Genomic DNA, 12,513 nt, shown 5'->3' with positions numbered 1-12,513 from the left:
ATGTCTTGTGCCGGTGACAGCAGTTGAATGCTGGCAAACTTGACATACGGCCGGGGTTCTTCCGCGGTCTCGGCACCGAGGAGGGATCCACGCGTGGGGTTGTTCGATCGATTCAAACGCCGACCCAGTGCAGGGCAACTGGCAGCCCAGAGCGACGCAGAGCATCTGGCCAACTGGGCCCATGAGCACGAAGGCGTCGAGGCCTTCGTGGAGCCGGAAACAACCGTCACCGAGGTCACTGTCGTCCTGGTCGACAAGTCCGGGGAATGGACGCGTCGCCGGGTAGGTGGTGAGCGTGGTGCCCGCAAACTTGGTCAGGATCTGAAAATTCCCGTGTACGACGTCCGTAAAACGGGATATCCGCAGCGCATGCGCGATCACGACGAGCGTCTGCGCATCGAACGCAAACGTGCTCGCACGCAGGAATTGCGGGACGGGAGCTGACCGGCTGTGCGCCTTGATTGGCCGCGGGAGGTTAATCAAGGCGCACAGCGAAGAGGTCAGCCGTTGACCGAAATGTCCTCGAGGACCGAGATCATCGTGCGAACCGGAACACCCGTGCCACCCTTACCCGTGTAACCCCACGGGCCGGAGGTGTTGTAGGCCGGGCCGGCAACGTCGATGTGCGCCCACTGCACGCCCTCGGGAACAAATTCCTTCAGGTAGTGAGCTGCCGCGAGCATGCCGCCCCAACGGTGCGGAGTGACGTTCGCCATGTCGGCAACCTTGGAATCGAGATCGCCGCGCAGTTCCTCCGGCAGCGGCATCGCCCAGGCGTTCTCGCCGATGCTCTGCGAGATGGATGCAACACGGTCGCGGAATTCGTCGGTTCCCATGACACCGGGAGTGCGGTTGCCGAGGGCGACCATCTGCGCACCCGTCAGCGTGGCGGTGTCGATCATGTAGTCGGGGTTGTCTTCGCCGGCGCGAACCATGGCGTCGGCGAGGACCAAGCGGCCCTCCGCATCGGTGTTGATGACCTCGACGGTGATTCCGCCGTACTGCGTCAGCACGTCGCCGGGACGCTGGGCGGTGGCCGACGGCATGTTCTCCGCCATCGGGATGTAGGCGACGACGTTGACGGGCAGGCCGAGCTTCGCGGCGAGAACCACAGTCGCGATGACGGCCGCTGCACCGCCCATGTCGGAGGTCATGTTCTCCATGCCTGCGGCCGGCTTGATGGAGATTCCGCCGGTGTCGAACGTGATGCCCTTGCCGACGAGCGCAACCTTGGACGCGCCGCGCTTCTTCGACGCGTACTCCATCCGGACGAGACGAGGCTGTCGTGACGATCCCTTGCCCACGCCGAGGATTCCGCCGTAGCCGCCCTTGGCGAGTGCCTTCTCGTCCAGAATCTGGACCGTCAGACCGGCCTCGATGCCGAGTGCCTTGGCGCGGTCCGCGAACTCCGCCGGGTAGAGGTGGCTGGGGGGAGTGTTGACGAATTCGCGTGCGGTTGCGACTGCCTCGGCGATAGCGGCCGAACGAGTCAGGGTTGCTTTGGTTTCCTTGGCGCGCGGCGACGTGACAAGAAGTTCGACGCGGGCGAGGGGTTGCGCGTCGGGTCCGGGCGCGGACTTCGACGACTTGAATTCGGTGAAGGTGTACGCGCCGAGCGCAAAGCCTTCGACTGCGGCGGTGAGGTCGAGGACGGACAGCGTCGTCGCTGCTGTGTCGATTCCCGATAGTGCGCGTGCAGCGGCGCCGGCCGACTTACGGATCTGCTCGCTGCCCAGCTTCTCAGCCGAACCGAGGCCGACGGCGAGAACGCTGACCACGGGGAGATCGCTCGGCGCGGGGATTCGAGTGAGCTGCTCCGGCTTGCCCGTTGCGCCGACGGCGATGAGGCTGTCGAGTACTTCGGCCAGAACATCCTCGTCGACGATGCCTTCGCTGAGTGCGAGTTCGGGGCCGTCGGGACCCGATGTGAGACCGACCACCAATACGTCGGCGCGCTTGCCGAGCTTTCCGGCGAGAACCAGGTCGGGTCCCAATGATCGGGCTGTGCGAGTGCTCAAGATGTCTCCTGCGTGGTGAGTGTGCGATGCGTCCGGTTCGGGCGGACGCCTGAGTTGATGGTAGGCCCAGAGCCCCCGGTGCGTGTCTGCGGCGAACATGTTTCGGTGACGGAAGTCCGATAGGTTGTGGGCCATGACCGACGAACAACTCTTGCAGGGTCCGATCCACGCTGTGCACGTCGAACTGGGTGCGACGTTTGCCCCGTTCGGTGGCTGGCAGATGCCGGTGTCGTACGCCGGCGTAGTAGCCGAACACACTTCTGTCCGTGAGAATGTCGGCCTGTTCGACGTCAGTCACCTGGGCAAGGCCGTGGTGCGCGGTGCCGGTGCTGCGGAGTTCGTGAACTCGGCGCTGACCAACGATTTGGGCAAGATCGGTCCGGGCAAGGCGCAATACACCTTGTGCTGCAACGAGTCCGGTGGAGTTATCGACGATTTGATCGTCTACTACGTCAGTGACGAGGAGATCTTCCTCGTGCCGAATGCGGCAAACACGGCAGATGTTGTTGCCGCAATGGTGGCGCTCGCGCCGGACGGAATCACCGTCGAAGATCAGCATCGTGAATACGGCGTGTTGGCCGTGCAGGGTCCGAAGTCGGTTGACGTTCTGACTGCGCTGGGCTTGCCTACCGACATCGAGTACATGGCGTTCGAGGACGCTACGTGGAATGGTGTTCCGGTTCGCGTGTGCCGCAGTGGCTACACGGGCGAGGTCGGTTACGAACTTCTGCCGCGCTGGGCCGACAGCGAGCCGCTGTTCCGCGCGCTTCTCGAGGTTGTCGAAGCTCAGGGTGGGCAGGCCGCTGGGCTCGGCGCGCGCGACACCCTGCGTACCGAAATGGGCTATCCGCTGCACGGGCATGAGCTTTCGCTCGAAATCTCACCCCTCGAAGCTCGCTGCGGATGGGCTGTCGGCTGGAAGAAGCCCACGTTCTGGGGCAAGGAGACCCTGGTCGACGAGAAGGCGGCAGGCCCGGCGCGCAAGTTGTGGGGAATCAAGGCACTCGATCGTGGTGTGCTGCGTGCGGGGCTGAGCGTTCTGCGCGACGGCGAACCCGTCGGGGAGACCACGTCCGGAACGTTCTCGCCGACGCTCAAGGTCGGAATTGCGTTGGCGCTCCTCGATTCCGGTGTGGGAATCGCGGCCGGTGACGAGATCGAGGTCGACGTCCGCGGACGTGCGCTGCGGTGTGTTGTCGTGTCGCCGCCGTTTGTGGAGACCAGCACCAAGTAAGGGGATTGTGCGCGTTCGATAGGATTGCCGCCATGACTGGTGCCGCCAATTTCGTTCGTGTCCAGAGCTCGACCCCGAAGTCCGACGCCGAGCGCCGCGACATCTTGGCGGCGCCCGGTTTCGGGAAGTACTTCACCGATCACATGGTCTCCATCGATTACGCCGAGGGTAAGGGCTGGCATAACGGTCAGGTGTTGCCGTATGGAAACATCGAGCTCGACCCTGCGGCGATGGTCCTGCACTACGGTCAGGCCATCTTCGAAGGGCTCAAGGCTTACCGCCAGCCGAGCGGCGACATCAGCTCCTTCCGCGTCGAGGCCAACGCCGAGCGGTTCGGGGCTTCGGCCCGTCGCCTCGCGATGCCCGAGTTGCCGACCGAGATGTTCGTGGACTCCATCACCGAGCTGGTCGACGTCGACATCGAGTGGGTTCCGGCAGCGGGCGGCGAAGACGCCTTGTACCTGCGTCCGTTCATGTTCTCGACCGAAGCCGGCCTCGGTGTGCGTCCCGCCAAGGAATACCGCTACCTGCTGATCGCATCACCTGCCGGCGCGTACTTCCCGCGTGGCGTCAAGCCGGTCAGTGTGTGGCTGTCCACTGAATACGTGCGCGCAGCGCCCGGCGGAACGGGCGCTGCCAAGTTCGCAGGCAACTACGCAGCTTCACTCCTGGCCCAGGCTCAGGCTGCTGACGAAGGCTGCGACCAGGTGGTGTGGCTCGACGCCATCGAGCGCACGTATGTCGAGGAAATGGGAGGCATGAATCTGTTCTTCGTCTTCGGTTCCGGCCCCGATGCTCGCCTTGTCACTCCGTCGCTCTCGGGTTCGTTGTTGCCGGGTATCACCCGTAACTCACTGCTGACACTGGCAGCCGATTCGGGCTTTGCCGTCGAAGAGCGCAAGATCAGCACCGACGAGTGGCGCACCAAGTGCAAGAGCGGCGAGATTACCGAGGTATTCGCTTGCGGCACAGCGGCAGTCATCACGCCGGTCGGTCGCGTCAAGTCCGCCGAGGGTGAATTCACCATCGCCGACGGTGAGCCCGGCGAGGTCACCATGGCGCTGCGCGACACCCTCACCGGCATTCAGCGTGGCACGTTTGCCGACACCCACGGCTGGATGACCAAGCTTCACTAGTTCATTGCTCGCGCGGCGAGACGACTTCATTGCTCGCGCGGCGAGACGACGGCAGAAGAAACGCCGTAATCTCGTCGCGCGCAGCGATCGTTCAGATTCCGAGAGTTAGCCCGACGGCAGTGATCGTGACCGTCAATTCCAGTGCAAATCCGAGAACATCACCGTTGAGGCCACCGAACCGGCGGACGCAATGACGCACGCAGACAACGCTGATCAGTAGCGCAACGGCGGCGACAAGTGGTCCGAGCCACCATCGGTCTGTCACCAGAACCGACGCGGCAAGCAGGGGAGCGGTCCAGGCGGCAGCCGCCCACCACGGTTGCGAATCGGCAACCAGCGCACCGAATCCGGTAGTGCTCGACGCGGGAATCCCTCGGCGGCAGGCAAAAACGACGGCAACTCGTCCCGCGGCGACGGCGACAACCACGCCTGCCCACTGGGTGGGAGAGTCCGCTGCAGCCAAAACGCCGAACGATACTGCTTGCAGCCCAAGGAATATGAACAGCGCGGCCACCCCGAACGGCCCCGCGCCGCCACTGTGCATGACCTCTCGTGCACGCTCAGGGGGGCCGTAGCACCCCAAGCCGTCGACGGTATCGGTGAGGCCGTCGACGTGCATGCCGCGGGTTCCCAGTGCGAGCGCACCCACGGTCACAATGCCCGCTAGGTACGGGTTGAGGCCGATACTGGTCGCGCCCCACAAGATTGCGACCGCAAAGACTCCGAGCGCGATCCCGGTGAGGGGCGCGGCCGCGATAGCGCGCCGGCCAGCGGTGCGGTTGATGTCCGACGGACCGCGTACCGGCAGTACCGTCAGCCAGGAAAATGCCAGTGGCACACCGGAAAGCGCGCCAGCCACGGTCAGTCCGCCGTGTCTGTCTTGGTGAGCTCGACCGCCTCGGGTTCGGCGGCGGGCTTGCTGCCCTCGGTGCTCACGCCCGCTTCGCTGAACGTAGCCATCTTCGCAAGGATGGCCACCGCACCCTGCAGGATCGGCAGCGCTGTCACCGCACCGGAGCCTTCGCCGAGTCGCATGTCGAATTCGACGATCGGGGTCAATCCCATGCGCGTCAAGGCAATGGTGTGTGCTGGTTCGGTGGAGCGGTGTCCGGCCACCCACCAGTCCCGGGCGCCGAAAGCCAACTCGTCCGCAGCCATGGCCGCAGCGGTCACGACAACGCCGTCGAGGATGACGGGAGTGCGACGCGATGCTGCCTGGGCGAGGAAGCCGGCCATCGCGGCAAGATCTGCGCCGGAAACCGTTCGTAGCAGTGCGACGGTATCGCGGACGTGCGGCCGGGCGCGGCGCAGTGCGTCGCGGATGGCTGCGGTCTTGCGGATCCAGCCTGCGTCGTCGATGCCGGTGCCGCGGCCGACTGCTGCGACAGGCTCTGTGTCTGTCAGTGCCGCGATCAGTACCGTGGCGGGCGTCGTGTTGCCGATACCCATGTCGCCGGCAATGAGAAGGTCTGCGCCCCCGTCGATTTCCTCGTCGGCAATAGCTCGGCCGGCTGCGATGGCCTGCAGAGTTTCCTCATGGGTGAGGGCGTCTTCGCGATCGATCGAACCGGAGGAACGGCGCACCTTGTAGTTCGAGACCGCAGGATCGGTATCCACTTCCACCGCGATGTCGACAACGCGCACGGTTGCGCCGGCAACCTCGGCGAGTACGTTCACCGCTGCGCCGCCGCCGAGGAAGTTGGCAACCATCTGCGCGGTAACTTCAGGTGGATAGGCAGATACGCCGTTGCGGGCGATGCCGTGGTCGCCCGCGAACACGACCACGCGGGGACGGGCGAAAGCATGTGGGGGACAAACACCTTGGCAGGCTGCAGCCCAGCCGGCCAGTGCTTCCAGCCGGCCAAGCGATCCGGCGGGCTTGGTGAGGTCGAGCTGGCGAGCATCGGCGAGAGCCCGAACGTCGCGATCCGGCGGAGTAACCGGCTCGAACTCCGCGTTACTGACAGCCGCGCTACTGACAGCCGCGCTACTGGTGGAGTTCGCTTCGGTGCTCACTTCGTGCCTTCCGGTTGTGCAACAGTAATTTTCACGCTGAGGGCTCTTTCAAGACGAGTGGTAGTCCTGCGACCACCAGCACAACACGATCGCACACCGCTGCGACGCGGGCATTGAGCGAGCCGATTTCGTCGCGGAACAACCGGCCCGATCGGGTTTCCGGAATGACTGCCAAGCCGACTTCCGGGCTGACCAGGACCAGTGATCCGCGGTAGTCGCGCACACTCTTGATCAGCGCATCGACCGCGGGCGTGATGGTGCCGCGCGGTGCATCCCAGGCACCGCGTCGATCGAACTCGCCGGTCAGCCAGGTACCGAGATCATCGACCAGGGTATCCGTCGAATTGTCGTTGCGGAGCGTGCGCTCGAGATCGCCATCAGCTGCAGTTTCGACGGTCGACCAGTGCGCCGGTCGCCGGACGCGGTGCTGGTCGATGCGGCTTTCCCAGTCGGTGTCGGTGTGGTCGCGCCGGGCTGTGGCGACGTAGCGAACCGGCGATCCGGGAGAAAACAAAGCCTCGGCGTGCGCGGACTTACCAGACCGCGCGCCGCCGAGGACCAGAGTTCTGACAGGGTTCGACACGCTCAGATTGCGTCGCCGGGTCCCACGCGAGGCTTCGGTGCGCGAAGTTTGCGGATCTGCGACGCGCGGACAAACGCGTACCAGCCGAGCTTGAACCCTCCGTCGGTGCTCTCGGGGAAGCGCTCCGCGACGCGGTTGTTGATCATGCGTCCGAGCCAGATGCCTTCACCGACCATGAACAGCATCATCACGAGCATGGCGAGCGTGACAATCGCCTGCAGCTGCGGCGTCACGAACATCGTCATGATCAGGACGAGGGCCAGTGGCATGAACAGGCCGACGAGGTTGCGGCGGGCGTCGATGAAATCGCGAACGTACGCGCGGACGGGTCCCTTGTCGCGGGGGAGGAGGTACTTGTCCTCACCGGCGAGCATGCGCGCGCGACGGTCTGCCGACGACGCACGGCGCTCGGCAGCTTCGACTTTGCGCTCCTCCTTGGAGCCGCGTGTCGCTTTTCGGCGTGCGCGGGCTTCCTTGGACGTCAGCGGAGCGGGCGCGACCGGTCCGCGCTTCTTGGCTTCGGCGTCGCGACGCTTGGGTGTGGGGCGACCCTTGCCCACCTGCTCGGTGGACGCCTCGTCAGAGGCTGAGGACGCCTCAGTGACCTCGACGTCATTTTTGTCGGAGTTGTCTGAGTCACCGCGGCGTAGCAATTTCACCCCTCCAGGCTATTGGATAAGTGCGTCCTCTGGGAAACCGACCTCGGTATTTCTGCTGATTGTGAAACATCGGCGACACCGACCGCCCCTACACTTCGCCCATGCGGGTAATTGTTGCTCCTGACTCCTTCGGTGACACCTTGACTGCTACCGCCGCCGCACACGCGATTTCCGACGGTTGGGGACGGGCGCGATCCGGCGACGAGATCATCTGCGCACCACAGTCCGACGGTGGCCCCGGATTTGTCGATGCGCTGGCAGTTTCTGGTGGTGAGATCCGGAATGCGCATGTCTCGGGCCCACTGGCGACTCCGGTTGATGCTCGTTGGCTCCTCGACTCGGACACCGCATACATCGAGTCCGCTCAGGCCTGTGGACTTGCCCTACTTGCAGGCCCGCCAACCAGGGAGAGCGCGCTCACGGCGCACAGTCGCGGTGTCGGAGACTTGATCGTCGCAGCTCTGGACGCGGGTGCGACGAAGATCGTGATCGGCCTCGGTGGGAGTTGTTGCACAGACGGTGGACGCGGGCTTGTCGACGCATTGGGCGGGGTGCAGTCTGCCCGCGCCGCACTCCGAGGCGTCGAACTGGTCGCTGCCACCGACGTCGAGAACCCACTATTGGGCGAGATCGGCGCGGCCGGGGTATTCGGACCGCAAAAAGGAGCAGACGGAAGTGCTGTCGAGATCCTGGAACAACGGAACCGGGAGTGGGCGTCGACTCTGGGGAGTGGAGCCGGCCGATCCGTGGCGGAGTTGCCCGGTGCGGGCGCGGCCGGAGGAATCGGCGCCGCGCTCTTCGCTCTGGGCGGGGACCGCCGCTCCGGTGCGGAAGTGGTGGCGGAGCGGACACGTCAGGCGGAACTTCTCGAGGCCGCCGACCTGGTCATCACCGGCGAAGGAAAATTCGACAGTCAGTCACTGCGCGGGAAACTGGTCACATCCCTCGCCGCCGCAAGTGCGTCGTACGGCGTCCCGACGCTTGTTCTGGCCGGTCAGGTCGAACTCTCGGCGTCCGACTACGAGAGGTTCGGGATAGTCGGCGCGGAATCCGTCACCGACTTCGCCGGATCGATCGAGGACGCCATGCGCGACGCATCGATCCACCTGCGCGGACTGGCCGAAGAGACAGCGCGCGAGTGGAGCATCTGGCGACGCGGGTGAACGCTGCCGAGGCGTCGTTGCCGACGGGCGTGGAAAGGTTAGGATGAAGACGAATCGCACACGGTAGTGAACTGGCGGGAATAAGTCGGCAGAGGCGTACCGTTGAAGCGTTCACGGGTTGGTATGAACATTAGGGAGAGCCCATGACTGTGCAGAACGAGACCGCCACCCACGGCGTCACGATGACCGAGTCCGCGTCCGCGAAGGCGAAGGCACTCTTCGATCAGGAAGGTCGCGACGACCTCGCACTGCGTATTGCAGTGCAGCCGGGCGGCTGTGCCGGACTGAAGTACCAGCTGTTCTTCGACGACCGGAGCCTCGACGGCGACCTCACCGTCAACTTCAACGGCGTCAACCTGGTTGTCGACCGGATGAGTGCCCCGTACGTCGAAGGTGCATCCATCGACTTCCTCGACACCATCGAGCAGCAGGGCTTCTCGATCGACAACCCCAACGCCACGGGCTCATGCGCCTGCGGCGACTCGTTCAACTGAGTCGAGTCGATCACAATTTCAGACATAACAACTGACGCGGAACCGGTAATCGGTTCCGCGTCAGTTGTATGAATTCTTCATTCAACGTCCACTCACTTTCGCTGAAAGGCCTCGATCCGTGACTATTGCGGTAACCGGTTCCATTGCCACCGACCATCTGATGCGTTTCCCCGGCCGCTTCGCGGATCAGCTGCTCGCCGACCAGCTTGCGCATATCTCGCTCAGCTTCCTGGTGGACGACCTCGTGATTCGTCGCGGTGGAGTCGGTGGAAACATCGCGTACGCGATGGGTGTTCTCGGTGGATCGCCGCTGCTGGTCGGCGCGGTGGGCGCCGACTTCGCCGAGTACCGCACCTGGCTCGAGGACAACGGCGTCGATTGCAGCGCGGTCCGGATCTCCGACAAGGCGCACACTGCGCGTTTTGTGTGCACCACGGACGAGGACATGGCCCAGATCGCCTCGTTCTACCCCGGAGCGATGAGCGAAGCCCGTGAAATCGATCTCGCGTCGGTAGCCAAGACGGCCGGTGCCCTCGATCTGGTATTGATCGGTGCAAACGATCCCGAGGCGATGGTCCGCCACACCGACGAATGCCGCGAGCTCGGAATTCCGTTTGCCGCGGATCCGTCGCAGCAGCTTGCACGCCTGTCGGGAGAGGAAGCCAAGGCACTCATCCACGGTGCCAAGTATCTCTTCACCAACGAATACGAGTGGGGACTCCTCCAGCAGAAGACGGGCCTGAGCGAGGAGGAGATTCGCGCACAGGTGGGTATCCGCGTCACGACGCTCGGCTCGAAGGGCGTCGAAATCGTTGACGCCGAGGGTAATTGGGTACGCGTCGACGTGGTGCCCGAAACCGGCAAGGTTGATCCGACTGGTGTCGGCGACGCCTTCCGTGCAGGCTTCCTGCTTGCCCACGGTGCGGGTCTGAGCTTCGAGCGCGCCGCGCAGCTGGGTTCACTCGTGGCTGTGCTGGTCCTCGAGACCGTCGGAACGCAGGAGTGGGTCTTCAATCGCGACGAGGCGCTCAAGCGTCTCACCGACGCCTACGGCAGCGCCGCCGCAGACGAGATCGCGACGATTCTTCCCTAGGGGGCTACGCCCCCTGTGCGCCTTTCTGGTAGTGCGAACTACCAGAAAGGCGCACAGGGCCGAAGGCCCTAGATGTTGACCGGGTACACCGGTTCCTGGATCTGCGGAACAATCCGCTTCTCCACGAAGATTCCGTGCCACACCATGAAGGTCAGCACGGTCCACAGACGACGGCTGTGATCGGAAACGCCGTCGCGGTGGTCGTTGAGCATCTTCACGACCGCTGCCTTGTCGAAGATGTGATCGGTGCCGGACTCGGCAATCTGCAGATGTGCCCAGTCGAACAGTTCGGTTCCGCGCAGCCAGTGGCGCAGCGGTACGGGGAATCCGAGCTTCGCGCGATGCAGAACATGATGCGGCACAATGCCTTCGAGGGCCTGACGCAGCGCGTACTTCGTGGTGTCCTTGGTGATCTTCTGATCCAACGGCACCCGCGACGCGACGTCGAACACCTCGTTGTCGAGGAACGGCACTCGCAGTTCGAGTGAGTTCGCCATCGTGACCTTGTCAGCCTTGACGAGGATGTCGCCGCGAAGCCAGGTGAACAGGTCCAGGTGCTGCATACGGGCAACTGGATCCCAATCGCGAGACTGCGCGTAGATCGGCGCGGTGACGTCCTGATGCGTCCACTCCGGGCGGAAATCGCGCAGAACGGCGCGCAACTGGGCGTCGTTGAAGCTGCGCGCGTTGCCGTAGTACCGCTCTTCGAGGGTCAGCGAACCGCGGTTGAGCAGGCTCTTGCCGCGCGTGCCATCCGGGATTCGCTCGGACAACTTGCCGGCCGCCCGGCGCAATCCCTTGGGGAGGTACTCGAAAGGCTTCAGCGACAACGGTTCACGGTAGATCGTGTATCCGCCGAACAGTTCGTCCGCGCCCTCGCCGGACAGTACTACCTTGACGTGCTTGCGCGCTTCCTTCGCGATGAACCACAGGGGGATCAACGCGGGGTCCGCGACGGGGTCGTCGAGATACCAGACGATTTCGGGGATCGCGGCAGCGAACTCGGCGGGGGAGACCACCTTCACGATGTGCTTCGCGCCGATCGCGGCGGCCGACTCGGCCGCCACGTCGACCTCCGAGTAGCCCTCGCGCTCGAAACCGGTGGTGAAGGTTATGAGGTTCGGGTTGTGGCGCATGGCCAGCGCGGCGATCGCGGTGGAGTCGATACCGCCGGACAGGAACGAACCGACGGTCACGTCGGCACGCATGTGCTTGGCGACGGAGTCCTCGAGCGCCTCGGCGATTTCCTGGTAGCGAGCCTTCTCCGTGCCCGGCGCAAACGGCTTGGCCGGGAACTTGGGCGTGAAGTATCGCGTGATCTGCGGCTGCTCACCCGGACGCACCCGCGCGAAACTGCCGGATTCGAGCCGACGAATCTCCTTGTGCAGCGTTTCCGGCTCCGGAACGTACTGCAGGACCGTGTAGTGCTCGATCGCACGCGGATCCAATTCGGTGCCGATTCCGATCAGATCGGTCAACTCGAGCAGGCTCTTCTTCTCACTGCCGAACGCCGTGCCGCCGGTGCCTGTCGCGATGAACAGCGGCTTGATGCCGAAGGGGTCGCGAGCGATGAACAGCTCGCGCGTATCGGTATCCCAGATCGCGAATGCAAACATTCCGCGAAGGCGTCGTACCGCGTCCTCGCCCCAGTAGTGGAACGCGGCGACGATGGCTTCGGAGTCGCCTTCGGTGAAGAACTTCGCGTCGTGATCCTTCGCGAGCTCCGCGCGGATCTCGAGGTAGTTGTAGATCTCACCGTTGAACGTCAGGGCATAACGCTCCGGATTCTCCGGCGGGCCCCAGCGCAGCGGCTGATGCGAGTGCGCGATGTCGATGATCGACAACCGATTGAAACCGAACACGAGATGGTCGTCGTGCCACGTCCCCTGTTCGTCGGGTCCGCGGTGACGCAGGCAGTGCAGTGCCTGGTCGACCTGTGCGACGGCGTCGTCGCTGGTTCCGCCAGATGTCAGTAGCCCGAGCAGTCCACACACAGCGTCCGGTTCCTCGATTCAGAATTTTTTATTGCAGAAGGCTCCCGGACGTAAGCATCGGGGAGAGGTCAACGAACTCTTCCTGGAAAGTATGCCGCAGATCCGTCTCTGCGCCGATCACAG

The 12,513-nt window shown here is 64.2% G+C and carries 12 protein-coding genes; 6 read left to right on the top strand and 6 right to left on the bottom strand.

The window, feature by feature from the left end:
• Positions 1–93 precede the first annotated feature (93 nt).
• Positions 94–444 (top strand): hypothetical protein, encoded by a 351-nt coding sequence (locus C7T36_RS01705; protein WP_033231043.1) that lies wholly within the window; start codon positions 94–96, stop codon positions 442–444.
• 56 nt (positions 445–500) lie between these two features.
• On the opposite strand, the gene C7T36_RS01700 is transcribed toward C7T36_RS01705, so the two are convergent.
• Entirely contained in the window at positions 501–2,018 is a 1,518-nt protein-coding gene (locus C7T36_RS01700; protein WP_045071114.1) for a leucyl aminopeptidase, read from the bottom strand.
• A gap of 133 nt (positions 2,019–2,151) precedes the next feature.
• Here C7T36_RS01700 and gcvT point away from each other — a divergent pair, with 133 nt between their 5' ends.
• On the top strand, positions 2,152–3,252 hold the full coding sequence (gcvT, locus tag C7T36_RS01695) for a glycine cleavage system aminomethyltransferase GcvT (RefSeq protein WP_045070334.1): 1,101 nt from the start codon (positions 2,152–2,154) through the stop codon (positions 3,250–3,252).
• A 32-nt stretch (positions 3,253–3,284) separates the two neighbouring features.
• Complete coding sequence (locus C7T36_RS01690; protein ID WP_033231041.1) at positions 3,285–4,388, top strand: branched-chain amino acid aminotransferase; 1,104 nt, start codon at positions 3,285–3,287, stop codon at positions 4,386–4,388.
• 91 nt (positions 4,389–4,479) lie between these two features.
• Here the strand turns inward: C7T36_RS01690 and C7T36_RS01685 are convergent, their stop codons facing one another.
• From C7T36_RS01685 to C7T36_RS01670, 4 genes are read right to left on the bottom strand one after another with little or no spacing between them, the layout of a single operon-like run.
• The gene (locus tag C7T36_RS01685) at positions 4,480–5,247 is read right to left on the bottom strand and encodes an adenosylcobinamide-GDP ribazoletransferase (protein ID WP_033231040.1); all 768 of its coding nucleotides are present in this window, start codon (positions 5,245–5,247) and stop codon (positions 4,480–4,482) included.
• A gap of 2 nt (positions 5,248–5,249) precedes the next feature.
• Positions 5,250–6,404: a nicotinate-nucleotide--dimethylbenzimidazole phosphoribosyltransferase gene (gene cobT, locus C7T36_RS01680; RefSeq protein ID WP_045070332.1), complete on the bottom strand. Its 1,155-nt coding sequence runs from the start codon at positions 6,402–6,404 to the stop codon at positions 5,250–5,252.
• A 31-nt stretch (positions 6,405–6,435) separates the two neighbouring features.
• On the bottom strand, positions 6,436–6,987 hold the full coding sequence (gene cobU / locus C7T36_RS01675; protein WP_033231039.1) for a bifunctional adenosylcobinamide kinase/adenosylcobinamide-phosphate guanylyltransferase: 552 nt from the start codon (positions 6,985–6,987) through the stop codon (positions 6,436–6,438).
• A 2-nt stretch (positions 6,988–6,989) separates the two neighbouring features.
• Positions 6,990–7,646, bottom strand: coding sequence for a DUF3043 domain-containing protein (locus C7T36_RS01670; protein ID WP_045070330.1), 657 nt, complete (start codon positions 7,644–7,646; stop codon positions 6,990–6,992).
• A 101-nt stretch (positions 7,647–7,747) separates the two neighbouring features.
• Here C7T36_RS01670 and C7T36_RS01665 point away from each other — a divergent pair, with 101 nt between their 5' ends.
• From C7T36_RS01665 to C7T36_RS01655, 3 genes are all read left to right on the top strand, one after another.
• The gene (locus C7T36_RS01665; RefSeq protein WP_045070328.1) at positions 7,748–8,809 is read left to right on the top strand and encodes a glycerate kinase; all 1,062 of its coding nucleotides are present in this window, start codon (positions 7,748–7,750) and stop codon (positions 8,807–8,809) included.
• Positions 8,810–8,952: 143 nt separating this feature from the next.
• Positions 8,953–9,303 carry an iron-sulfur cluster assembly accessory protein gene (locus C7T36_RS01660; protein ID WP_033231036.1) on the top strand — a complete coding sequence of 117 codons (351 nt, stop codon included), beginning with the start codon at positions 8,953–8,955 and terminating at the stop codon, positions 9,301–9,303.
• Positions 9,304–9,421: 118 nt separating this feature from the next.
• Positions 9,422–10,396, top strand: a complete 975-nt coding sequence (locus tag C7T36_RS01655; RefSeq protein WP_033231035.1) for a carbohydrate kinase family protein — start codon at positions 9,422–9,424, stop codon at positions 10,394–10,396.
• Positions 10,397–10,464: 68 nt separating this feature from the next.
• Here C7T36_RS01655 and asnB read toward each other — a convergent pair whose 3' ends face one another.
• Positions 10,465–12,390, bottom strand: a complete 1,926-nt coding sequence (gene asnB, locus C7T36_RS01650) for an asparagine synthase (glutamine-hydrolyzing) (protein WP_045070326.1) — start codon at positions 12,388–12,390, stop codon at positions 10,465–10,467.
• Positions 12,391–12,513 lie beyond the last annotated feature (123 nt).

The organism is Rhodococcus sp. AD45-ID, from assembly GCF_003023755.1.
Taxonomy (GTDB): Bacteria; Actinomycetota; Actinomycetes; order Mycobacteriales; family Mycobacteriaceae; genus Rhodococcus_F; species Rhodococcus_F globerula.
This window is presented reverse-complemented; position numbering and strand designations above follow the sequence as displayed.